Source organism: Priestia sp. TRM10 (assembly GCF_057808375.1).
Genome location: NZ_JBJZOT010000009.1, coordinates 179,479 through 202,951, shown reverse-complemented (window position 1 = coordinate 202,951; position 23,473 = coordinate 179,479). Strand labels below are relative to the sequence as shown.

At 36.1% G+C, this 23,473-nt stretch carries 27 protein-coding genes and 1 pseudogene; 12 read left to right on the top strand and 16 right to left on the bottom strand.

The genetic code is table 11. From position 1 onward, the window contains the following. The 4 genes and pseudogenes from ACK3CR_RS07945 to ACK3CR_RS07930 form a co-directional block, all read left to right on the top strand. Positions 1 to 295, top strand: a pseudogene (locus tag ACK3CR_RS07945) (exosporium glycoprotein BclB-related protein); the annotation flags it as partial. Positions 296 to 1,419: 1,124 nt separating this feature from the next. Next, on the top strand, positions 1,420 to 1,725 hold the full coding sequence (locus ACK3CR_RS07940; protein ID WP_488975209.1) for a hypothetical protein: 306 nt from the start codon (positions 1,420 to 1,422) through the stop codon (positions 1,723 to 1,725). Positions 1,726 to 1,881: 156 nt separating this feature from the next. Beyond that, positions 1,882 to 2,991 (top strand): glycosyltransferase family 2 protein, encoded by a 1,110-nt coding sequence (locus ACK3CR_RS07935; RefSeq protein ID WP_243519711.1) that lies wholly within the window; start codon positions 1,882 to 1,884, stop codon positions 2,989 to 2,991. After that, complete coding sequence (locus ACK3CR_RS07930; protein ID WP_488975208.1) at positions 2,978 to 4,510, top strand: glycosyltransferase family 2 protein; 1,533 nt, start codon at positions 2,978 to 2,980, stop codon at positions 4,508 to 4,510. The genes ACK3CR_RS07935 and ACK3CR_RS07930 overlap by 14 nt, the downstream gene beginning before the upstream one ends. 157 nt (positions 4,511 to 4,667) lie before the next feature. On the opposite strand, the gene ACK3CR_RS07925 is transcribed toward ACK3CR_RS07930, so the two are convergent. From ACK3CR_RS07925 to ACK3CR_RS07910, 4 genes are all read right to left on the bottom strand, one after another. Continuing rightward, positions 4,668 to 5,411 carry an ABC transporter permease gene (locus ACK3CR_RS07925; RefSeq protein WP_328124378.1) on the bottom strand — a complete coding sequence of 248 codons (744 nt, stop codon included), beginning with the start codon at positions 5,409 to 5,411 and terminating at the stop codon, positions 4,668 to 4,670. Then, positions 5,395 to 6,315: an ABC transporter ATP-binding protein gene (locus ACK3CR_RS07920; RefSeq protein ID WP_243519717.1), complete on the bottom strand. Its 921-nt coding sequence runs from the start codon at positions 6,313 to 6,315 to the stop codon at positions 5,395 to 5,397. The genes ACK3CR_RS07925 and ACK3CR_RS07920 overlap by 17 nt, the downstream gene beginning before the upstream one ends. Positions 6,316 to 6,397: 82 nt before the next feature. Further along, on the bottom strand, positions 6,398 to 7,402 hold the full coding sequence (locus ACK3CR_RS07915; RefSeq protein WP_328124374.1) for a sensor histidine kinase: 1,005 nt from the start codon (positions 7,400 to 7,402) through the stop codon (positions 6,398 to 6,400). Continuing rightward, positions 7,392 to 8,105: a response regulator transcription factor gene (locus ACK3CR_RS07910; RefSeq protein ID WP_243519721.1), complete on the bottom strand. Its 714-nt coding sequence runs from the start codon at positions 8,103 to 8,105 to the stop codon at positions 7,392 to 7,394. The genes ACK3CR_RS07915 and ACK3CR_RS07910 overlap by 11 nt, the downstream gene beginning before the upstream one ends. Before the next feature lie 276 nt (positions 8,106 to 8,381). On the opposite strand from ACK3CR_RS07910, the gene ACK3CR_RS07905 reads away from it, so the two are divergent. Together ACK3CR_RS07905 and ACK3CR_RS07900 are read left to right on the top strand one after the other, a co-directional pair. Next, positions 8,382 to 8,711 carry a hypothetical protein gene (locus ACK3CR_RS07905; protein ID WP_243519723.1) on the top strand — a complete coding sequence of 110 codons (330 nt, stop codon included), beginning with the start codon at positions 8,382 to 8,384 and terminating at the stop codon, positions 8,709 to 8,711. A gap of 25 nt (positions 8,712 to 8,736) precedes the next feature. Continuing rightward, positions 8,737 to 8,865 carry a hypothetical protein gene (locus tag ACK3CR_RS07900; protein ID WP_260393133.1) on the top strand — a complete coding sequence of 43 codons (129 nt, stop codon included), beginning with the start codon at positions 8,737 to 8,739 and terminating at the stop codon, positions 8,863 to 8,865. Between the two features lie 35 nt (positions 8,866 to 8,900). On the opposite strand, the gene tatC is transcribed toward ACK3CR_RS07900, so the two are convergent. Further along, a complete protein-coding gene (tatC, locus tag ACK3CR_RS07895; RefSeq protein WP_488975207.1) occupies positions 8,901 to 9,644 on the bottom strand; it encodes a twin-arginine translocase subunit TatC in 744 nt (247 codons plus the stop codon). A gap of 546 nt (positions 9,645 to 10,190) precedes the next feature. Between tatC and ACK3CR_RS07890 the strand changes: the two genes are divergently transcribed. Next, positions 10,191 to 11,924 carry an alkaline phosphatase D family protein gene (locus ACK3CR_RS07890; protein WP_488975216.1) on the top strand — a complete coding sequence of 578 codons (1,734 nt, stop codon included), beginning with the start codon at positions 10,191 to 10,193 and terminating at the stop codon, positions 11,922 to 11,924. Between the two features lie 21 nt (positions 11,925 to 11,945). After that, on the top strand, positions 11,946 to 12,146 hold the full coding sequence (locus ACK3CR_RS07885) for a twin-arginine translocase TatA/TatE family subunit (RefSeq protein WP_019395637.1): 201 nt from the start codon (positions 11,946 to 11,948) through the stop codon (positions 12,144 to 12,146). A gap of 61 nt (positions 12,147 to 12,207) precedes the next feature. Here the strand turns inward: ACK3CR_RS07885 and ACK3CR_RS07880 are convergent, their stop codons facing one another. Further along, on the bottom strand, positions 12,208 to 12,888 hold the full coding sequence (locus ACK3CR_RS07880; protein WP_243519727.1) for a YetF domain-containing protein: 681 nt from the start codon (positions 12,886 to 12,888) through the stop codon (positions 12,208 to 12,210). 151 nt (positions 12,889 to 13,039) lie between these two features. Here ACK3CR_RS07880 and ACK3CR_RS07875 point away from each other — a divergent pair, with 151 nt between their 5' ends. Next, complete coding sequence (locus ACK3CR_RS07875) at positions 13,040 to 13,957, top strand: VanW family protein (protein WP_243519729.1); 918 nt, start codon at positions 13,040 to 13,042, stop codon at positions 13,955 to 13,957. A gap of 11 nt (positions 13,958 to 13,968) precedes the next feature. On the opposite strand, the gene ACK3CR_RS07870 is transcribed toward ACK3CR_RS07875, so the two are convergent. Next, a complete protein-coding gene (locus tag ACK3CR_RS07870; RefSeq protein WP_328124368.1) occupies positions 13,969 to 14,256 on the bottom strand; it encodes a transposase in 288 nt (95 codons plus the stop codon). 215 nt (positions 14,257 to 14,471) lie between these two features. Between ACK3CR_RS07870 and ACK3CR_RS07865 the strand changes: the two genes are divergently transcribed. After that, the gene (locus ACK3CR_RS07865) at positions 14,472 to 15,317 is read left to right on the top strand and encodes a glycosyl transferase family 2 (protein WP_243519733.1); all 846 of its coding nucleotides are present in this window, start codon (positions 14,472 to 14,474) and stop codon (positions 15,315 to 15,317) included. A 15-nt stretch (positions 15,318 to 15,332) separates the two neighbouring features. Here the strand turns inward: ACK3CR_RS07865 and ACK3CR_RS07860 are convergent, their stop codons facing one another. The 9 genes from ACK3CR_RS07860 to ACK3CR_RS07820 form a co-directional block, all read right to left on the bottom strand. Continuing rightward, on the bottom strand, positions 15,333 to 16,094 hold the full coding sequence (locus tag ACK3CR_RS07860; protein ID WP_243520793.1) for an N-acetylmuramoyl-L-alanine amidase: 762 nt from the start codon (positions 16,092 to 16,094) through the stop codon (positions 15,333 to 15,335). A gap of 310 nt (positions 16,095 to 16,404) precedes the next feature. Beyond that, entirely contained in the window at positions 16,405 to 17,010 is a 606-nt protein-coding gene (locus ACK3CR_RS07855) for a GNAT family N-acetyltransferase (RefSeq protein WP_328124367.1), read from the bottom strand. 84 nt (positions 17,011 to 17,094) lie between these two features. Then, positions 17,095 to 17,328, bottom strand: a complete 234-nt coding sequence (locus ACK3CR_RS07850; protein ID WP_019395630.1) for a hypothetical protein — start codon at positions 17,326 to 17,328, stop codon at positions 17,095 to 17,097. A gap of 264 nt (positions 17,329 to 17,592) precedes the next feature. Next, complete coding sequence (locus ACK3CR_RS07845; protein ID WP_019395629.1) at positions 17,593 to 17,787, bottom strand: alpha/beta-type small acid-soluble spore protein; 195 nt, start codon at positions 17,785 to 17,787, stop codon at positions 17,593 to 17,595. A 109-nt stretch (positions 17,788 to 17,896) separates the two neighbouring features. Further along, positions 17,897 to 18,418, bottom strand: a complete 522-nt coding sequence (locus tag ACK3CR_RS07840) for an acyl-CoA thioesterase (protein WP_019395628.1) — start codon at positions 18,416 to 18,418, stop codon at positions 17,897 to 17,899. Between the two features lie 141 nt (positions 18,419 to 18,559). Next, on the bottom strand, positions 18,560 to 19,630 hold the full coding sequence (gene rlmN / locus ACK3CR_RS07835) for a dual-specificity RNA methyltransferase RlmN (RefSeq protein ID WP_040061103.1): 1,071 nt from the start codon (positions 19,628 to 19,630) through the stop codon (positions 18,560 to 18,562). Positions 19,631 to 19,804: 174 nt separating this feature from the next. Next, the gene (locus ACK3CR_RS07830) at positions 19,805 to 19,990 is read right to left on the bottom strand and encodes a hypothetical protein (RefSeq protein ID WP_243519738.1); all 186 of its coding nucleotides are present in this window, start codon (positions 19,988 to 19,990) and stop codon (positions 19,805 to 19,807) included. Between the two features lie 101 nt (positions 19,991 to 20,091). Continuing rightward, a complete protein-coding gene (locus ACK3CR_RS07825) occupies positions 20,092 to 21,309 on the bottom strand; it encodes a phospholipase D-like domain-containing protein (protein WP_328124360.1) in 1,218 nt (405 codons plus the stop codon). 139 nt (positions 21,310 to 21,448) lie between these two features. After that, positions 21,449 to 21,769, bottom strand: a complete 321-nt coding sequence (locus ACK3CR_RS07820; protein ID WP_243519742.1) for a general stress protein — start codon at positions 21,767 to 21,769, stop codon at positions 21,449 to 21,451. Between the two features lie 330 nt (positions 21,770 to 22,099). On the opposite strand from ACK3CR_RS07820, the gene ACK3CR_RS07815 reads away from it, so the two are divergent. Further along, positions 22,100 to 22,942, top strand: coding sequence for an STAS domain-containing protein (locus ACK3CR_RS07815; RefSeq protein ID WP_488975206.1), 843 nt, complete (start codon positions 22,100 to 22,102; stop codon positions 22,940 to 22,942). A gap of 105 nt (positions 22,943 to 23,047) precedes the next feature. After that, positions 23,048 to 23,464, top strand: coding sequence for an ASCH domain-containing protein (locus ACK3CR_RS07810; protein ID WP_243520795.1), 417 nt, complete (start codon positions 23,048 to 23,050; stop codon positions 23,462 to 23,464). The last annotated feature ends 9 nt before the right edge of the window (positions 23,465 to 23,473 follow it).

Here is a 23,473-nt window from a genome sequence, read left to right as displayed (position 1 = left end):
GGCAAGCGCTCCGTTTTACCCAGCAGGTCAAGTTGTGACGTATGAAGGAAGTTTGTATATAGCCGATGTGGCATCGCCGAGTGGGACTCCGGATACGTCAACAGATTACACGTTGTTGGCAGCAGCAGGAGCCACAGGCCCAACGGGCGTAACAGGAGAAACCGGAGCAACAGGGATCACGGGCGTAACTGGTGCAACGGGAGAGACCGGAGCAACTGGAGTCACAGGAGCAACTGGTGCAACAGGAGAGACGGAGCAACCGGAATCACAGGAGCAACTGGGGTTACGGGAGTAACCGGAGTCACGGGTGCAACGGGAGAGACCGGAGCAACCGGAATCACGGGCGTAACTGGTGCAACGGGAGAGACCGGAGCAACTGGAGTCACAGGAGCAACTGGAATCACAGGAGCAACCGGAATCACAGGGGCAACCGGAATTACGGGAGCAACAGGAGAGACCGGAGCAACTGGGGTTACGGGAGTAACGGGAGTAACCGGAGTCACTGGTGCAACGGGAGAGACCGGAGCAACAGGAGAGACCGGAGCAACCGGAGTCACAGGAGCAACTGGGGTTACGGGAGTAACGGGAGTAACCGGAGTCACGGGTGCAACGGGAGAGACCGGAGCAACGGGAGTCACGGGCATAACCGGAGCAACGGGAGTCACGGGCATAACCGGAGCAACGGGAGTCACAGGCGTAACCGGAGCAACGGGAGTCACGGGCATAACCGGAGCAACGGGAGTCACGGGAGTAACCGGAGCAACGGGAGTCACGGGCGTAACCGGAGCAACGGGAGTCACGGGCATAACCGGAGCAACGGGAGTCACGGGCGTAACCGGAGCAACGGGAGTCACGGGCGTAACCGGAGCAACGGGAGTCACGGGAGTAACCGGAGCAACGGGAGTCACGGGAGTAACCGGAGCAACGGGAGTCACGGGCATAACCGGAGCAACGGGAGTCACGGGAGTAACCGGAGCAACGGGAGTCACGGGAGTAACCGGAGCAACGGGAGTCACGGGCATAACCGGAGCAACGGGAGTCACAGGCGTAACCGGAGCAACGGGAGTCACGGGAGTAACCGGAGCAACGGGAGTCACGGGCGTAACCGGAGCAACGGGAGTCACGGGCATAACCGGAGCAACGGGAGTCACGGGCGTAACCGGAGTAACCGGAGCAACGGGAGTTACAGGAACAACCGGGGTTACGGGAGCAACAGGTTTAACTGGAAGTACGGGAGCAACAGGAATCACAGGTCCAACGGGTCTTACGGGAGCCACCGGTCCAGCATTTGGGACTTATGGAACTTTCTATAGAATAGGTACATTTACTTTAGGAGCAACAGGGATTGTCCCCCTTAATGCCTCAAGCACTGTCAACTCCACAGGTGATTTTACGCTAAATGCAAATGGGACAGTAACAGTGAATGAGACTGGGATTTATACTATTGATTACAGGGTCCAACTTGCTCCAGGTTCTAGTGCGGCATTTATTGCAACAAGAAATGGAGTAGTTGTTGCTGGAACAGGATCACAAGGCAGCAGTGCAATTTTGAATGGAGACTCTACTGTAGCTGTAAATGCTAACCTTGTTCAGCTAAATGTAGGGGATGTTATAGGAGTCCAAAGGCAAATATCGGGAGGAACAGCCCCGGTTGTTACAGTAGGAAGTACAGTTGATGGAGTAACATCTAATAGTAGCTATATTAGACTTGTTAGGATTTTTTAAATGATTCTCAAAGCCTCTCCTTTTTTAATAGAAGAAGAGGCTTTCTTCTTTTGTTTAGCAGCAACTGAGACATTTTTTAGGAATTTTTCACACTCTGCGTCCATTCTTCATACATATATATAGGTAAATGCCTAGAAAGGAAAGGGAGGTAAAGTAATGATTACAGTAAGTCTTTGTTTGATCGTGAAAAATGAGGAAAGTACGCTGCAACGCTGTTTAAATAGCGTGAGGAAAATTGTTGATGAAATTGTTATCGTTGATACAGGTTCAACAGATAGGACGATTGAGATAGCAGCGCAGTTTACAAATAAAGTATTAGAGTTTCCATGGGAAGACGATTTTTCAAAAGCGAGAAACTTCTCTTTTCAGCAGGCAACAAAAGATTATATTTTATGGCTTGATGCAGATGATGTATTAAACGAAAAAGATGTAGAAAAATTTTTAGAATTAAAAAAGACGCTTTCATCTCAAGTTGATGCAGTAGCAATGGATTATTATCTTGATTTTGACGAATATGGAAATGTGGCAGGGAAAATAAAAAAATATAGACTTGTAAGAAGAATGGCAGGATTTAAATGGATTGGAGCAGTTCATGAATATTTAGATGTTGAAGGTAAAGTAGAGAGTAGTACTATTTCGATTATTCATAAGAGTGAACGTCATAGTAAAGATCGTAACTTGCGTATTTACAAGAATAAGCTTGCAAAGGGAGAAGCATTTGAAGCGAGAGATTTGTACTACTTTGCAAATGAGTTAAAAGAAAATGGAACGTATGACAAAGCTATTTTCTACTATAATAAGTTTCTTAATACAGGAGAAGGATGGATAGAAGATAAAATTTCAGCGTGCAGTAAATTAGCAGATTGTTATTTTGAGAAAGGTGAACATGAGAAAGAGTATATGGCTATTTTAACATCCTTTATCTACGATATCCCTCGTCCTGAATTTTGCTGTCGATTAGGTTATTATTTTCTTGAACGGAATGAACTTAGAAATGCTATTTATTGGTACTATGTTGCAATTCAGCTTGAAATTTCAAATGAATGTAGCGGGTTTGTTAATCCAGCTTTTTCAACATGGTTGCCACATCTTCAACTTTGTGTCTGTTACGACCGATTACAACAATATGATTTAGCTTATCAGCACAATGAATCAGCAAGGAAATTTCGTCCTGAAGATCCTCAAATTCTTCATAATAAACAATACTTAGAGGTAATGAAAGATAGAAATCTAACTTCATTAGGTGAGACATATGTCGGAATTTAAAAAAAGAGTATTAGTAGGAAGTCCTGTTCACCAAAAGCCTTCTATTTTGGATCCTTTCCTTCGTTCGCTCCAAAGACTTACTTGCAATACGATTGATATTCATTTTTTCTTTATTGATGATAATGAGAATAATGAATCAAGCGCTATGTTAACGTCTTTTCAAGAAACAAACCAAAATGTGAAAATTGAGTTATCACAACTTGCGGATGTGTACTTGCGCGACGAACATACACATTATTGGAACGATCGTCTCGTTTGGAAAGTTGCAGGTTTCAAGAATCATATTATTAATCATTGCTTAGAAGAAAAGTATGATTATTTATTTCTCATAGATTCAGATCTTCTACTTGAGCCAGAAACAGTGGAGCATTTGATTCAAACAGAAAAGGATATTATTTCAGAAGTGTTTTGGACTCGGTGGCAACCAAACACAGAACCCTTACCACAAGTATGGCTTATGGATGAATATACTCAATGGGAGCAGAGACGTGGAGAAGAACTGACAGAGGATGAGAAATATAAACGCCACATGGAATTTATTGGTAACTTGAAAGAAAAAGGCGTCTATGAAGTTGGTGGTCTAGGAGCTTGTACATTATTAAGTCAAAAGGCGTTAGAAAAAGGGGTAAACTTCAAACAAATTAAAAACCTTTCTTTTTGGGGAGAAGACCGACATTTTTGTATTCGGGCAGCAGCTCTTGGTATTCCCTTGTATGTAGATACTCATATGCCAGCTTTTCATATTTATCGAGATTCTGATTTAGCATATGTTGATGAATTCATGACGAAAGAAGAAACTCATGTTTCAACAAAAGAAGAAAAGAAGAATAAACTCACTCTTTCTATGATTGTAAAAAATGAAGGAAATCGTTATTTAAAAGAGGCATTAGAGAAGCATAGACAATATATCGATGAAGCCGTCATTATTGACGATGGCAGTACAGATAACACCGTTGATATTTGTCTAGAAACCCTTAAAGGAATTCCGGTTCATCTTGTAAAGAATGAACACTCTAAGTTTTCAAACGAGATCGAGCTACGCAAACAACAGTGGGAAGAAACAATCAAGAGAAACCCAGAATGGATTTTAAACTTAGACGCTGATGAAATATTTGAAAGTGGATTTGCTACAGGAGTTAAAGAAATTTTAGACCAAGAAGAATTTGATGTAGTGTGTTTTCGTCTCTATGACTTTTGGAATAAGACTCACTATCGCGAAGATGAGTATTGGAGAGCTCACTTCGTATATCGTCCATTCTTAATACGGTATAAGAAAGATTTTACGTATACATGGAAAGAAACGCCTCAACATTGTGGGAGGTTACCTGAAAACGTTTTTGAGCTGAAATGTATGTTGTCACAGTGGAGGATTAAACACTTTGGTTGGGCAGATAAGGAAGAAAGAGTTGCGAAGTATAAACGTTATGCAGAACTAGATCCTGAAAGTAGATATGGTTGGCATGAACAATATGTCTCTATTCTAGATGAGAAACCTAATCTTGTAAAATGGACGGAATAACAACATGAGGTATTAAAAACGGTCATTTCCTATGAAATATGGTTCCTTCTTTTTAAGATAGGAGTAACAGTAGAAAAGAACAAATTGAAAAGGCCCTATAGTATCTCAATAGGGCTTTTAAAATATTTTAAATGAAGGTTCAGGTAAATTAATGCCTTTACTGAACATCTTTTCTCTGAAAATAAAAGAGTGCCAAGATTAAGCAGAGGATAGAGGTTGCAAATATGCTCATATAGGATAAAAAAGAAGCATATTGTTTGAAAAAGTGACCTGTTGTAATCACTTCAACAGCTGACCATGGGTAAAGAGCGCTATATTCACTTCCATAAATCATAACATTAACCATTGTAATTATAATGGTTACAATGATAGACGCTACGTAGTTTCGAATAAGTAGCGTAACTAAAATAATGGGCGTACTTAAAGAGAAGAGGAGAAGCCCTCCAGTGATAAATTCTTTTAAAGACCGCAGCCAAACGGAAATACTGAAATCGTCTAAATTTGCGATAAAGCCAAAAATAGTAGCTGTAAGAAAGGATACAAGGGTAAGCGTTAAAATCCATAAAAGTAATAGTAGTAGTTTGCTAAAAACAAGGCTAACTTTTGAAACCGGAATAGTTAATAAGTTTTTTAAAGTTCTCTCTGCATATTCACGATTAAAAAGGTACGTTGTAATGACACCATAAATGGGCACACCAATGAGCATCAAAATATAGAAATTAACATCTGTAAAAAAAGTTTTGAACAAAAACATTTGATCAGAAAATTTGTGTTGTTTCACAAGTGTTGACACAAATGTAATAAAGGGAGCGGCAACAGCACCAAGAAGACTAAGAAAAAACATATAGGACCGCTTAAGTTTCAAAACTTCCGTATAAAGAAGATTAACCAATTGTCCCACCTCCTACAAGATTAATAAAATAATCTTCAAGATGGTCTTCACTAAGCTTCATCTGAAATACATCAACATTGCCTAAAACCAATTCCTTATTAATAAGATGTTGTTCATGAAGATGTGAATAAACGCGAATTATTCCGTCTTCATGAACTTGATAGTGAGAAATTCCTAGCTTTTCTTCTAAAATATAAGCTGCTTTACTTTCGTCTGAGACATAAAATTCTATATGTTTTTTGTTTAAAGTATGAAGCTTATCCATATCAAGTTCCTCTAGCAATTCACCTTTATGAATAATTCCAATCCGGTGTGCAAGTTGCTCAACTTCAAATAAAATATGACTTGAAATTAAAATTGTAATGTTCCGTTCTTGGGCTAGGGATGTAATCAGTTTCCTCATTTCTTTAATACCTATCGGATCAAGTCCATTTGTTGGTTCATCTAAAATAAGAAGTTCAGGTTCATGAAGAAGGGCACGAGCGATACCTAAACGTTGTTTCATCCCAAGCGAATATTTCCCAACGAGTTTCTTTGTTTCTTTTTCTAATCCAACCGTTTCGAGGGCTTCTTCAACTGCTCTCTTTTTATGAATTCCCATAATTCGGGCGTTAATAAGGAGATTTTCTCTTGCTGTAAGATTTTCATAAAAGCCAGGTGTTTCGACAATAGCGCCAATCCTTGTAAGCAGGCGCTTTTTATTTCGAAGAAGTGTTTCTCCGAAAAGTTCAACTTCTCCTTCAGATGGTTTTGTTAAACCCAAGAGCATCTTAATTGTTGTTGTTTTGCCAGCTCCGTTTCGGCCTAGAAAACCATATATTTCGCCTTTTTTAACTGTCATATTAAGGCGATGAACGGAAACTTGCTCTCCATATTTTTTCGTTAGATTTGTGGTTTGAATAATTGTACTCATACGTAAGCCTCCCTTTTTTATAGCAGATCTTTATTGTAGAAAGAAAACGTGAACTCCTTCTTAAGCAGTTCTTAACTTTTTCTTAAACGTGCAGTTTAGGGAGAGAAAAACGAAAAGTTGTGTTTTGCCAGGGAATGCTTTCTACTTCTAATTCACCTTTATGTTTCTCTGTTAGTTCTTTGGCAATAAAGAGTCCAAGTCCACTGCCGCTCGAACTTTTTCTCGCATAATCACCTTTATAAAGGCGATCAAAAACATATGGAAGCTCTCTAGCTTCAATCCCTTTTCCTTGGTCCCGAATGGCTAGCTCATATATTTGGCCTTTATCAGAAAGAGAGACTTTTAGAATCTTACCGTCTTTACCATGACAAAGACTATTTTTAAGTAAATTTGTCATAATACGAGCTATACTAGTTGCATCAGCATAGACAAAACAAGATGAGGGAGGAAGCTCAACCGAAAGAGAGACTTTTTCTTTCTCTATTAGAGGAAGAAATTCAATTAGAACTTCTCTTATTGCTTCAGATAAATCCAGTTTCTGGAATGAGAAAGATACTTCATCAGCGTCAAGCTTTGCCATATGAAATAAGTCTTCGATAATCTCTTTTAAACGAGAAGACTTGCTTGATAAAATATGTAAATATTTCTGTTTTTCATCTTCTGAACGAAATATATTGTCTTTTAACGCATCAATATAGCCAATAATCGAAGTGAGCGGAGTTCGGATGTCGTGTGAAATACTAGAGAGAAAACGTTTGCGAGCAAGTTGAGAACGAACAGCTTCAGCTTCTATTTCTTCATATTGATCAATAATCTTATTAATTAAAAAAGTTGTTTCATGAAATATAGCATCAGAACCTGTTCGTAGTCGTATTCTTTTATTTCCTTGCACAATACTCCTTAAAAGTTCTTCTGTTTCTCTTATCTTCTTGATTACATTGAATCGTTGCGTAATGAAGAGAAGGGAAAATAGGAGCAAAATACTTTTTAGAATGACAGCTAACAAGGAAGCGTTTTCGAGAAAAAACAAAGAGCAAACGAGAAAAAGTTGCAATAGTAAGAGAAGGTATGTTTTATCATATCTCATCTTTTTCACCTTGAAATCTATAACCAATGCCCCATACTGTTTGAATAAATAGCGGATTAGAAGGGTCTTTTTCAATTTTTTTACGAAGCTTTCGGATGTGTACCATTACTGTATTATCATCCTCGATATATTCCTCTCCCCATCCTTCTTTAAAGAGCTGTGCTTTTGTAAATACACGTTCAGGATGCGATAAAAAGAGTTTTAAAAGTTTCAGTTCTTTAGCAGCAAGGGTCACCTCTTTGTCAAATACTCGCACTTTGTACGTTGTAAGATCCATTTCTATATTTTTATATTTCATAATACTATGCTCTTCGTTTATCGTATTATTGCCTAACACAATAAAGCGACGTAATAAAGCTTTCACACAAGCAACAACTTCATAAATACTAAACGGTTTTGTAATATAATAATCCGCTCCAAAACTTAATCCCAAGATTTTGTCACTTTCATGATCTTTGGCTGTAAGCATTAAAATAGGGACATTTGTTTCTTTTCTTAATACTTGGCATACCTCTATTCCATCTTTCCGGGGCATCATAATATCCAGAATTACAAGATGATATGTGTGTTGACGGAAAAGAGCTAGCGCTTTTTCTCCATCTCTAGCAATGTCCACTTCATAGCGTTCTCGTTCTAAGTAAGCTTTGATAAGATGACAAATCTCTTGTTCATCATCAGCTACTAAAATACGTATATTCTCCATAAGAAGGCCTCACTTTCATTTATCACAAAATCCTTTTTCTTACATATTATAAAGTTGATTATGGGGATTAGTAAATAATATAAAAGTTTAGGTGTTTAATAAAATGGGTACATAGTATTTTATCCTCATATTAAATTAAATTAGTTTCAAAAGTAGAATGTTTTGGATACAAGATTAGGCGAAAATAAGACGATATTTATCAGTATGAAAAAAAATAATACTTTTCATTTTCAGATAATTGATTTAAGATAGGTTAAAGAGGAAAGGAGGGAGAAGATGATTCGTAAAAAGCCGTATATATCACTTTGCTTTATTTTTGTTTTCTCCCTATTTATATTTTCTCATCATGCAGTACCTCATCATAGTGGAGATCATTCATCTACAGCTGTTGTAGATGAAACACACATTCATTCTTTAAAAGACATATCAAAAGATGATAAAAAAGCGGTATTGTGGAGTACTGTAGCAGTTACGCTTTTGCTTACATTTTTGTGGCTATCTCAAGCTGTCAAAAATCCGAGCTTTCACAAAGACCGACATTTTCTTTTATCTGTCTTTTATCAATCGTCGTACTTTGACAAAACATCGTTCGCCTCAGAAAAATAAACAAGATTTAAAGGAGGAATTTACGATGATGTTTTGGATTCGTGCACTAATGATTGGGTCTTTTTCACTTACAGCACTAAGTTTATTTGCATTTCAAGGGGTAGAAATCTTTCATGCTTTTGTTAACATGTTCGGAAAAGATACAAACATTTAAAAAATAAAAAAGAAGGATTGCTCCTTCTTTTTTTATTAAGAGCTGAGCTCCATTTCTTGGAGGTCAGTTTCTTTTTGTAGTTTTTTACGATAAACAAAAGCAGAGACATTAATACTAATCTCATATATGAAAAGAAGTGGGATGAGAACAAGAATATCAGAAATAAAATCTGGTGGGGTAAGTAAAATAGACGTAACAGCTATAATGAAATAAGCAATTTTACGTGATCTTTTTAAAATGTGTGGTTTTAATAAACCAAAAGATGTTAAAAACAAAACAATAGCCGGAAGCTCAAATAAAATTCCAAACGGAAGAGTTAAACGAATTAAGAAACTAAAATAATTTTGAGAGGTATAAAACTGTATAAAATGAGCCCCTGCTAAATCTTGCATAAATGAAAGAACAATTGGAAACACAACAAAATATCCAAAAGAAATTCCCCCAATGAATAGAAAGAAAAGGGAAGGAATGAAAAGAAGAGCCCCTCGTCGTTCATGAGGTTTTAAAGCAGGAAGTACAAATTTCCATATGTGATAGCCTGCAATCGGAAGCGTGAATGCTATCGCACATACAGCTCCAATTTTAAAGTAAATCCACAACACATCAGATGGACCTAACAAAGCAAGCTTTACGTCCAATCCTTTGACAAGCAAACTATAAATCTGTTCTACAAAAAAAAGCGATAGGGCAAGTAGCGTTAAAAAACTGCCAATAACATAAAGAAGTCGCTTCCTCACTTCTTCTAGATGCTCAATAATATTTAATTCTTTAGGATCCATATTCCTCTTTCACTCCTTCTCTAAAACTAAGGTTCATTTCTTAATGATAATAAAAGATTATAAAGCTAGTTTTAATACTTTGTGAAAATAAGAAAGGAGAGAAATTTAAGAAAAAAGGCTTGTTTTTTTCTCTGTTTTTACGTGATTTCTCTTTTTTCTTTGTTTTTATAGAGGAAGATAGGTCTATCTTTCTTTTAAAACGCTTCTATTTTTAGAAAACGTTTGTAAATTTGTAAAGAAGAACTCTTAAACAAGTCCAAGAAAACGCAAATTATCTCATTTATTGTCAAATTATCTTACTTATATGTAAAAGTTTTTAAAAGACTACATAAGCAAAAAGAATCTTTTAAGAATAAAAATGAAGCATGTATGAAAAGAAAAAAGAGGATATTGTTCTTTCTTAATTTTATAGTCCTGTGAAAAAAGTTAGAGAACCGTTATTGTTCTTTACATCACTTCATAATCAATTTACAGAAAGTTCTTATAATGAGGGAGCACCCTAATTTAGAAAGGAGAACTTTCGTGGATAAACAAAAATTAGAAGGAATGATTCAAGATTTTAGTGAGGAAACAATGCAACGTAAAAAAGTAGATCGACGAGCATTTATAGAAGGCGCAGGAAAAATTGCGGGTCTTTCGCTTGGCTTTGTTATTGCCCAGTCTATAGGAGGATTGGATGTTCAAGCGAAAGCAAAAACGATAAAATTTAGTAGCTATCCTTTTACTCTTGGTGTTTGTTCTGGTGATCCTTCTCCACAAGGAATTGTTCTTTGGACAAGGTTAGCTCCTGATCCGTTAAATGGTGGTGGGATGCCAAATGAAGTAGTGAAAGTAGAGTGGGAACTGGCCAAAGATGAAAACTTCAAACACATCGTAAAGAAAGGAAGTGCTACAGCTTCTCCAAATCTTGCTCACTCTGTTCATGTAGAAGTAGAAGGATTAAGGTCTAATGAGGTTTATTATTATCGATTTAAGAGCGGGAACGAACTTAGCCCTGTTGGCAGAACAAAAACATTGCCCAAAAGAAGTGAAGAAGTACAAAAACTTACATTTGCTTTTGCTTCCTGTCAACAGTATGAGCATGGTTATTATACAGCTTATAAACATTTAGCTGAGGAGGAGTTAGATGTTGTCTTTCATTTAGGTGACTACATATATGAATACGGACCAAACGAATATGTCTCCTCTTCTGGAAATGTAAGAACCCATAGTGGCCCAGAAATTATCACGTTAGATGATTACCGAAATCGCTATGCGCAGTATCGCTCAGATGCGAACTTAAAAGCTGCACATGCCGCTTTTCCATGGATTGTAACATGGGATGACCATGAAGTTGAAAATAACTATGCAAATAATATACCTGAAAAAGGACAATCTGTTCAGGCTTTCATAAAAAGGCGTGCAGCTGCTTATCAAGCATATTATGAACATATGCCATTGCGAAAAACATCGCTTCCAAATGGAGGAGATATGAGTTTATACCGCGATTTTTCTTATGGTCAACTTGCTTCATTCAATGTTCTTGATTCAAGGCAGTATCGCGATGACCAGGCAAACGGAGATGGGAGCAAGCCACATTCAGAAGAGTCACTGAATCCTAATCGAACAATGCTTGGTAAACAACAAGAGAATTGGCTTTTCAAAAACTTAAATAAGTCAAAAGCCCACTGGAATATTCTTGCTCAGCAAGTTTTCTTTGCACAACGGAACTTTGGGGTAAATGGGGAACAAATTTATAGTATGGACTCTTGGGATGGTTATCCTGAAGCTCGCAATCGTATTATTGACTTTGTTCAAAAGAAAGGAATGAATAATTTAGTCGTTTTAACAGGAGATGTTCATGCAAGCTGGGCTTCTAATATTAAAACAGACTTTGATAACGCATCTTCTTCTCTTATTGGAGTTGAATTTGTTGGCACATCTATTACTTCAGGTGGAAACGGAGCAGACAAGCGAGCAGATACAGACCGCATCTTAGCTCAAAATTCTCACATTAAATTTTTTAATGATTATAGAGGTTATGTGAGATGTACCGTAACTCCTGAGAGTTTTCAAGCTGATTACCGTGTTCTTCCTTTTGTAACAGAACCAAACGCCGCTATTTCTACAAGGGCATCTTTTGTGTACCATAAAGATCAAACAGGCTTAAAACAGATCGGTACAAATGCTGTTCCATATGGTTTGAAAAAATCTACTGAAGTAGAGGAAGATCGGATTATAGCACATAGTAAGGCACATACAAAACAGGTAAACAAACTGAAGAAAAAGGTTGAAAATTAACCAAAGGAGGATGGAAAGCTAATGTTGGCTAATATCGGAATTCCGGGACTTGTTTTAATTGTTATTATCGCTCTTATAGTATTTGGGCCGTCTAAACTTCCAGAAGTAGGACGAGCTTTTGGAAGAACATTAACAGAATTCAAAAGTGCAACAAAAGGACTTGTTTCAGATGATGAAGAGACAAAGAGTCAGACGACATTAGAAAAAAAGAAAATTAACTAACAATGCTTTATTGAAAAGGTTATCGAAAAAGCGAAAGAAATGAATCATTTCTTTCGCTTTTTTATTTGTATTTTTGGAAGAAGAAAGGTTTTCCTTTTCTCCATTCTGCAAATATAACATCTTTATAATCAAAAATGTTATGGTTGGCAAGTTGTTGTTGTAGCCATTCTTCATCAAAGCCTGCTTTTGTTAAATTATCGTAGAGGACTTCTCCATCAATAATGAGTGTAACAGGTAAATAAACAGGTTTGAGTTCTAAATGAAGATCTTCACTGGTTGGAGGAGCATACTGTGATTTTGGAAGTACACTGATTATACCGTTTGTTTCTAAAATAGCAAATTCGACTTCTTCGATAGAGAAAAAACCTTGTTGACGGAGAAGATTCTGAAGCTGATTAAGATCAAGCTTACTTTTAGAGAGTGATTTATATTGCAATTGTCCATGATGAATCACAATAACAGGTTCACCTTCAAGAAGCTTTCGCAATTTCTTAACTTTTTGAGTAAGCATTTCTGTTGTAAAAATAAGTATTCCCCACAAAACAGAAGCAAAGACCACTTCTTTTACATTTACCTCAGGATCATATACAGCATTTCCGAGCAGTTCTCCTAAAATAAGCGCTGAAATAAAATCAAAAGGGGTAATCTGTGAAAATTGATTTCTGCCCAGAACTTTCGTAATCGTAAAAAGAACGATAAATCCAAAGAAAAGATCGAGTGCAATTGCTACATAGTGATTCATATTATATATCTACACCTACTTTTGATGAGCTCTTCTTATTGTTTTCTAGGAAGTATTATTCTAAACCAAAAACCTTTTTCTTCTTCTTTGTATGAAGTACATAAAAAGCAGAAGTGTCGCCCATATTAACAAAGAGAAGGGAGGGAGAACAGTGAAAGTGTTGCTTATCATAGGTATGGTGTTTTTTGCGCAGCCCGTTTCATCAAATGTGACCCTACAATATAAAGGTGAACAGATTAAGAATATCGAACGGAAAGAATTTACGGAAGGTGTTCCAGGTTTTCCACTTCTTAATGAAGAAAAATACGAAGAACTTGTAGAAAACATAAAAAATGAAACATATAAACCAGCCACAGACGCCCACATTAACAAATATGGGGAAATAGTACAAGAGAAAACAGGTGAGATTTTAAATAAGGAAAAATTCCGGGATCGTTTTCTTACCCAATTTTATAGAAATGATGGGAACACAATTGAAATACCTATGTATACGACATATCCTAAAGTAGATAGTGAGCTTTTAGTAAATATTAAGACAAGGTTAATTGGTCAATATGTTACTTATTTTAATACACGAAATGAAGCAAGATCTCATAATATTGATTTAGCAACGGAAGAGATTAACAATACAGTTGTTTTCCCAAATGAAACCTTTTCTTTCAATAAAACAGTAGGAAAGAGAACGGCAGATAGGGGATATTTGAAAGCACCCGTTATTGTAAAAGGTGAACTAGCCGAAGATATTGGAGGAGGAATTTGTCAAGTTTCTTCAACCCTGTTTAATGCAGTGGAGAAAGCGGGAACTAAAATTGTCGAACGCTACTCCCACAGCAAGCGTGTCACATATGTACCTGAAGGAAGAGATGCGACTGTTAGCTGGTATGGTCCTGATTTCCGATTCAAAAATCAGTATAACCAACCTATTCTCATTCGAGCTCATACATATGGATCACAAATGATTGTGAGAATTTACTCCTCAGAAGAGATTAATTATAACCCCAATAAGGTACCTAACCCTTCAAAAGAGCTCCCAAAAGAAAAAAGAACGATAAAACCTCTCTCTTATTAAGATGGGAGGTTTTATTGTTCTTTCACAATTAGAAGCAAAATTCGATATAAAAGATAGACACCAATATAAGCACCTGAAATAAGTAGAAAGGGATTTAACAAAATGGCATGAATAGTTGTCATAAATACACGATCTTCTTGAAGAACGTCATGAATTGCTAATGATACAATATCTCCAAACAGGAGGATAGCAACAAAAGCGAACACATTGAAGACAAAATTAAGCGCGGTATATTTCTTCTGTAGAATTAGCATGATAAAAGGAAAAATCAGGCTTCCTAGAATTAAAATGATTTTCATTTTATTTCCCCTTTTTAGAATAAGTTCGTTTTTAGTATAGCCATTTACGTGAAACCTCTATCCTTACTTTCCCGACTAGCTGGAAAATTAACCTTTTATTAATTTAATTAAACTATGTTCTAAAAGATAAATATAAGACATTTTAGAAAGTCCAAACCTTTTAAAAATAAAAGAATAGAATAAGTAGAAAGCATACCGGAAAAGGAGAAATGTGAATGCTTGATAAATATAGAAAAATACAAATAGACTTTGCAGAATTTGATTCTCTTTACATTCCTCTTGATGTTCCAGTTATTTTGGAGATTAATTGGAGAGGAGTCAGCTACGAGTTTCTTATTAAGTTAAAAAGCGGAGAAAAAAATATGCTTATTTTAGGATCAGGTGGAGGAGCAAACATGGAAATGCCAAACGGCCCACCCTATTTCCAACGTCACTCTTGGATGGATGATTTTAAAGACTCTGTTATTTACTATAATGATCCAACGCTTTATTTAGGAAAACTTCCACTAGGATGGGGACAAGGCACAGCAGAGCGATTCTATTTAGAAGAAATTGCGCTTATTTTACTTAAACTCTTTAAAAAAATTCAATATGAAACAAAAGATGTTGTTTTTTACGGTTCTTCTGGCGGAGGATTTATGTCTATGATTTTAGCAGGGTATATACGAGGATCTAAAGCGCTTGTTAACAATCCTCAAACCTGTTTAACAAGATGGTTAAAGACTCCTGTACAGAGTGTATTTAACTTATCATATCAAGGTCTAACAACTGAAGAAGTAATCAATAGATTTGGCAATCGAATCAATGTTGTCCAATTTTTTAAATCTAGAAAGTACGTCCCTGAAATTTACTATCTACAAAATGGAGCATGTGAATTTGATGTTACAAATCATCTTATCCCATTTCTTGATGAGCTCCAACATATGGATGAAAAATATGAAGTGAAAAATGTGAAAATTGATTTGTATTATAATAAAAAAATGGGCCATGCAGCTCTTGGAAAACCAGAAACTGTTTTGTATACCCAAAAAATCAGAGAAAACGAAAGCGCTCTTTACTAGAAAGAGCGCTTTCTGCTATTGAATGATTGTGACCTCGAATCCTGCATTTTTAGCTCTTACAGATAAAGCTTCAGCATTTTCTCGTGAAGAGAAAGCCCCAATTTGAACTTTAAAGAGATTGTTCTCAGTAGCAATAAAACTCGAAAATCCTTTTGTCTCTGCTTCAGATGCTAACCGTTCGGCATTTTCTCGTGAAGAGAAAGCCCCAATTTGAACTTTGAAAAGTGATGTTTGCTGTTTTCGCTGAAGATTAAAAGCACGAGCTAATCCATTTACATGCCCACGGGCGATAGAAGTAATAAAGCTTGCATTTCTCAACTTAGCGACATCATTGGCATTATCAATAAATCCATTCTCCGTTAAAATAGCAGGCATATTTGTTTCACGCAAAACATGAAAATTTGCTGTTTTCTTACCTCGATTGGCAAAATCCACAGATTTTAAAACCTCTTCATGAATAAGGTTTTGATATGTTGTAGTAGGAGCGCCGATCCCTGGAAAAACGTAATCCTCGTATCCTGTTCCGCCTCCTGCATTAATGTGGATTGACAAATAGTAATCTGCATTCCAAGCATTCGCAGCATTTGTTCTTGCCGTTAAAGAAACGGTTTGATCTCCTGTACGGCTCATAAGAACGTAAACGTCTTCATATTCATTTACCAACATATTTCGAACGGCAGAAGCAATTTGCCATGTTAAGTTTTTTTCTAGTAAGCCGTTGCTAGCAGCTCCGCTGTCTGTCCCTCCATGACCAGGGTCAATGAAAATTTTCACTATATCATCACCTCTCTTTATTGTATGAAAGAATAAAAGAAAAAGCTTGTACGAATGTCTTCATAATAGGAAAAATATTCATTATATAAAGAGAGAAGGGAGATGATAAGAGAAGTTATGAAGTGAAAAAAGGATAAAAAGGGTCCAAAACTTTTTTGTTTAGTGATAGAAAGGATATAAAAACGCTCTATTAAGAAGGGAAGGATAAGGAATCATAAATTTTTGTTAAAAGAATAAAAGGAAGTTTGAAAGAAGAAAAAAAGGGAAAGGGAAGAGTGAACAAAAGCGAGAAATAGGATTCTCGCTTTTCTCCTTATGTAAAAAACGGCTTACAAGAAGAGTAAAGACTGCTTTCTAGTTTTTCTTTTACAGCTGGCCACTCTTTATCAATAATGCTGTAAAACACAGAATTACGATAAGAGCCATCTTTACGAATCATATGATTGCGCAAAATCCCTTCTTTGATACCACCAATTTTTTCAATTGCCTTTTGAGAACGGATATTACGTTCATCTGTTTTAAATTGAACACGGCCAATGTTCAATGTTTCAAAACAATACTTTAAGAGCAAATACTTTGTTTCTTTGTTGCAGTTTGTGCCCCATACAGAGGGAGAGAACCACGTCCAGCCGATTTCTAGGCTTCGGTTTTTTTCTGATATATTTAGAAACCGAGTTGTGCCGACTACTTTATTTGTTTTCCTTTCTAAAATAACAAAGGGAAACTCTATCTTCTTTTGTTTTTGAGATAATGCTTCTTGCACAAACTTTTGCATACTTTCTGCCTTTTTAAGATTATTTGGAAGATGTGTCCAAATCTTATTTTCTTGTGCAATACGGTGCAATTCCTCCCAGTGTTCAAAAATCATTGGAACTAGTGTAATAAACGTTCCTTCCCATCTTTTTTGTGAAATATTCATACCATTCATCTCCTTTTTCTTCATTATAATAAGAAATAAAAAGGAGAAGGGATTATATTTATAAAAAAGGGTGGAAAGTTATTTTTATCCAGCTGCTTTCATAATTGCATAGATATGATTTGCTGCTTGATCAAGGTTTCGGTACTCTCTAGGATGTTCTGTTGTCATATAAGCAATTTGAAATACATCTCTTCGTTTAGAATAACAAACTGACAAAATTTGCATATTTGACGAAGATAGGGTTTTCGTGACATAAGCTTCAGAGAAGGGAGGGACTGTTAATTCAAAAAGCATTTTTTTTATTTCTAATAATGTCATGTTCTCCACGTGCCCCTTTCAAATTATGAGGGGATAGAACAGATTTGTCCCTGATAATTTAGTTTTAATAGATCGTACCTATAAAGCTAGATAGCTTCCTTAATCACAAGTTCATATTTTAGAAACGTAAGGGTATGCATCTTTCCTACAGTATACAGGATATATCCGGCAACTAAAAGGGAATTAGTCATTTCTTTACAATAAAGAAAGACTACCCGAATGACGGGTAGTCTATAGCCAAAACTATTCAATTGCTAATGGAGATTAGCGTTGTGTTCCTGATAATTGTTGTTGAGCAGAAGCAACAAGACGTTTTGTGATCTCGCCTCCTACTGAACCGTTAGAACGAGCTGTAGTATCAGCGCCTAATTGAACGCCAAACTCAGAAGCGATTTCGTATTTCATTTGGTCGATAGCTTGTTCAGCACCTGAAACGACTAATTTATTACGGTTTGCCATGTGTATCACCTCCTTGTAAGTGTAGAATGTGTTTTTTTTATTGCTCTCATACAATGTAATTTTTTCCAATAAAAGACCCTTTCACATAATGTGAAAGGGTCTTGTTATATTATGACCAAGGTTGGTCTGTTCCGATAGCTTGAGCAAGTGCTTGACTATGTTTGCGTCGGTTTTTTCGTTCTTCTGCTCGTTGTTTTGCTGTATTATGAAGCATAATTTCCTCATCTGATTGTGGAATAACGCGTGGCACTCTTTTCGGCTTTCCGTTTTCGTCTAGAGCTACAAAAGTTAAGAAAGAAGTAGCGGCAAGACGACGTTCACCTGTTTTTAATGTCTCCGCAATAATTTTTACGAATACTTCCATAGAAGATGTTCCAACCCATGTTACGTAAGATTCTAAGCAGACAGAATGCTCAGGTCTTATAGGTGACAAGAAGTCAACGGAATCTGTCGAAGCTGTCACAGTTTCGCCTCGCGAATGGCGAGCAGCCGAAATGGAGGCAACATCATCAATATAGCTCATCAATTTTCCCCCGAAAAGCGTGTTATGGTTGTTCGTATCTAAAGGAAATACGCGACTAGTTCGAACAACTAAAGATTCTTTACAATATTTTTCTGTTTGTTCATTCATGTTAGTTTGCTCCTCATTTAAAAATACATCTTTTATAAGTTTTCCATCTTATTTTTTTATTAAAACAAAAATAAGATAGTTTGTCTTGTTGTTTGTTATAAGATAGACCATAAAAAAACCTCTCATAAGAGGAGAGGTTTTTTAAGAAGTTACTTTGTTCTTTTTGATTTGCTTGCTTCGAAGCTGACCACACGCTGCGTCAATATCTGTTCCTTGCTCAGCGCGCACACCGCAGTTAATGCCATGTTCCATCAGCGTTCCATAAAATTCAACAATAGCTTCTTTTGTGCTTCGTTGATATTGGTTGTGTTCATCAACTGGGTTATAAGGAATAAGGTTAACGTAAGAAAGGTGACGTTTATTTTTTAATAGCTTTGCAAGCTGAATAGCTTCTTCCTTATGATCATTCACATCGTGCAATAGGATGTACTCAAATGTGATACGTCGATTTGTTTTTTCTAAATAGTAGTCAATGGCAGGCATTAACTTTTCAAGCGGGTATGCTTTGTTAATTTTCATAATGCGTGTACGAAGATCGTTGTTTGGTGCATGCAGTGAAACAGCTAAGTTAATCTGAATGTTTTCATCTGCAAACTCACGAATTTTATGAGCAAGTCCACTTGTTGATACAGTAATATGACGTGCTCCAATAGAAAGTCCCTTTTGATCATTAATAACGCGGAAGAAATCCATCATATTGTCATAGTTATCAAATGGTTCTCCAATTCCCATCACAACGATATGACTAACACGCTCATCCTTGCCTTGTGAATCAAGATGGTGCTGAACGTTCATAATTTGCTCCACAATTTCACCGCTTGAAAGATCACGGTTCTTCTTAAGAAGTCCACTTGCACAGAACGTACAGCCGATGTTACAGCCAACTTGTGTTGTTACACAAACAGAAAGGCCGTAGTTGAATCGCATTAGTACTGTTTCGATTAAGTTTCCATCTTGTAATTTAAAGAGAAACTTAATTGTACCATCTTTTGATTCCTGTTTTACGGCTTGTTCAAGTGTTTGAATAACAAAATGTTGTTCAAGTAAGTCAATACAGTCTTTATTTAAATTTTTCATCTCTGAAAAATCTGTGACGCGCTTTTTATAAAGCCAATCCCAAATTTGCGCAGCTCGGAACTTTTTTTGACCGTTCTCTACAAGCCACGAAGTTAATCCATCTAATGTTAATCCATATATGGAAGTTTTATTCATTTCCAACCCTCATTTCGAAACTTTACCTTTACTCACTTTAATATCTTACTGAAAAGTAGGGGGCAGAAGCAACCTATTTATTCATAAAAAGAAAAGGTTTATATAAATAGTGTACCAAAAAGAGAAGATGGAATGCTAGTTATGAATGATTTCCTAAAGAATAAAGACAATAAATCATCTATCATCTCTACGTTTAGCAGGCTCTTCAGGGATTAAAATAAGACCCATAATAAGCAAAAGACCACCAATAATGCCAAAGTAACTTCCGTATTCTGTAATATGACGAATAAAATAGGACATAAAAATAAGACCAAGACCTAAAATAGCAAGAAAGACACCGTGAATATTTTGAATAAACATATGTAACCTCCATTTTTTACCTTATTTCCATTTTACCGCTTTTGTTAAGCACCTGAAAGAGGTAAGGCTTGTAGTTAAGGTAAAGTTAAGAATAGAAGGCTTTAAAAATAATATTGAAGAAATTCTGGAACGTTTTGAAACCATTTATTCCAAAAAGGAAGTGATTCGAAATAAGACTGATCAACGTGTTTGGAGTTTTCTATATCTTTTTTTAAGTTGTTTTTCATTTTTTGTATAAATTGCTTATCATAAATGATGCAGTTTGATTCATCATTTAAGAAGAAACTGCGTGAGTCTCCGTTTGCTGTTCCGATATCCACAAATTCTTCATCTTTTACAAGTACTTTTCCATGAAAAAAGCCGTGATTATAAACATAAACATCAGCACCTTTATCTACAAGCATTTTTAGCTTTTGATAAGAGGGAGGGCGTGCGAAAAGGCGTGCATCCGTTTTCTCTGGAACTAGAATGGTGACGTGAACTCCTCGTTTTATTGCTTGTTCAAGCTCATTTATAATAGAACGAGGAGGGAGAAAATAAGGCGTAGCAACGAAAAAAGATGAATTTGCTTCCTTTATCCATTTTTTCATCCGGTTCTCCATCCCTGAACCAGAAGTAAATAAAAAACGATAAGAAGCCTCTCCACCTTTTACAGTGTTGTGTGAAGATGAGGAAGGAATGCTTTCCTTACTATCTTCCTTCCAATCAAGAAGAAACTGTTCCTCTAGTGTGTTTATGCCTTCTCCTGTTATTCGGACATGATAATCATGCCATTTTCCGAGCTTTTTCTCGTGGCCAAGATATTCTTCACCAACGTTGAATCCACCAACATAACCAATAGATGAATCAATCACAGCTATGCGTCGATGATTGCGGTGGTGAACACTATAAAAAGGATGTGCAGCGGAGATTTTTCGGCTGAATGAAACCTTTACATTAGACTTTTTTAATTGCTCAATGCTTTCTCTTGTAAGTTCATGACCGCCGATTAAGTCTACAGAAAGATAAACGTTAAGTCCCTGCCTTGCTTTTTCTTTTAAGAGAGAAAAAAGGCGCTTTGTAAGTGCATCATTGCGAAGAATATAAAAGTGAAGATAAACAGAGCTTTTTGATTTCTTTATATCTTGAAAGAGAGTCGAAAATAAAGTTTGCCCCTTTTTATAGAGCGAAATGTTTCCGTTATAAACAGGAGTTTCCCATGCGGGATGTGTTTCGGTATAGTGTTTTTGCCCTTGTTGAACGTCTTTTATCATAATAAGCAGAAGTACTAACAAAATTAAAAGGGCTACTGCACTTTTTTTGATTAGCTTAACCATCATAATCGGCTCCTTCTAAAAAGCTCATTTTCATACAATGCCCAAAAACGGTAAAAGAATGTATGAATCATTCGTTCGCTATACATAGAACTAACAATAGGGCATAAAAAAACCCTCTCGTTGAAAAGAGAGGGACCTGAATTTAGGTAATGCTTGAAGAAGCTATAATTACATACTTTCCTTCTTCCAAGTCTTCTATGTACTTTTCTACATCTTGAGAGGAAAGCTGTTCAAACGCTAATATTTTAGAGAGCTGTTCTATCTTTGATGGTAATATACTTTTTACTGTATTTAGTAAAGAATAAGAGCCATAAGGTGAATCTACTAGTAAATTTTTGACACTCTCTTTTGAATGTTTATCTTTATTAACAAGTATTTTTATATCTTCTTCATAGCCTTCTTTATTCAAATCTTGTAAAGTTTGCTGAAGCTCTTCTTTAATATGAGCAACTTTTATCTTCATAGCAGTCTCTCCTTTTTGATTTAACAATGAACATACTTATCGTACAGAGAACGCATTCCCTTTTTCTCTTTTCTAAAACTTTTTGTACAAGAGGTTTTATTATCTAAAAAAGGGGGTAATTAAAAGCTCATGTGTAGAAATTTAGGGAGGCAAAGTAGAAATAGAAAATTTACATATAAAAATAAGCACTAAAAGAGAAATAAAAACCCTAACATTTCGATGCTGTGAAGTTATCCTTTGTTATTGCTTTATAGCCATACATCGCATATGGAATGGTAGCAAGTTATAGTAAAAACAAAACATATTTAGGGGAAGGGTCAGGAGATTACGATGCATAGAAATGATGATCTTTATAACTTTCTATTAGAAAGAACATGGGATTTAACTGAAAGTTGGTATGCGGACCTTGATAAAGTTGGGCGAGGTGGTGTGTATGCTTCAACAGATCCAGTCGTAGTAGAAACATTGAAAAAGCAAAACCATGAATTTCATAAACGATTTTGTAAGCTGTTCTCAGAAGAAAGTGCTGTTTTTTATGAAAGATTTGAAGAATGGATTATAGAAATTGCCAAAGATGAAGAACATGCACGAACACCAATTCATCTTATTTTACAAGAATTTTTTAATGTACAAACTCAATATATACAGCTGATTAATGAATTTGCTTCTCAATATAAAGATAAATATTCATTAGAAGAGATTAATCGATGGAAAGACATTACAATTAAAGCGTTTAATAAAGTAATTATGTGGTTCACAGAAGAAAGTCATAAGTACTCTGAATCTCGTCTAAAAGCTCAACAAGAGATGATTAATGAGCTAAGTTCACCTATCATTTCTTTAACAAAACATGTAGCGCTACTTCCGCTTGTAGGAGATATTGATACAGCTCGTGCTAAGTTTATTTTAGATAGCACATTAACACAGTGTACAGAGCGTGAGATTCATCACTTGCTTGTTGATCTATCAGGTGTTGTGATGATCGATACAATGGTGGCACAACAACTCTTTCAACTTATTGAAACATTAAATCTAATTGGTGTGACAAGTACATTTTCCGGTATTCGCCCTGAGATTGCGCAAACAGCCGTACAGCTTGGCATTAACTTTAATCGAGTTTCCATTGTTTCAACATTAGAACAAGCTGTGAAATTAAAAGATCTTACAAAATAAAAAAGCCGAGACCTTTCTGCTTTTTTATTTTGTTTAGCATGCATATGGTAAAATATTGATAAGGAGGGGAGAGAAGTGAATGAAAAAACTCTACACTATTGGAATATGTATTGGGGAGAGAAAAAACAACCAAAAGAGGTAAACGCATGGAGCTTTGGGGGAGATCCAGACGGATTAGCGGACCTTGTCATAAAAGGCGTAAAAACAGCAACATGCTCAGGGTATTTGTTCTACGAATTGGAGCAAGAACCGCTTCCTAAGCAGGGTCAATACAGCATTGTGTTAAATAGCAAAGAAGAACCTGTTGCGATTATTCGAATTTCTAAAGTTGAAGTAATGCCAATGAATGAAGTATCAGAAGAATTCGCTTTTGCAGAAGGAGAAGGAGATCGATCATATCGGCATTGGTATTCGGCACACAAACAGTTTTTTACAAACGAACTTCGAAAAATAGAAAAAGAGTTCTCTGATGATATGCTTTTAGTACTCGAGCAATTTGAATTAATACATATAAAAAGATAGAAAAAAGCC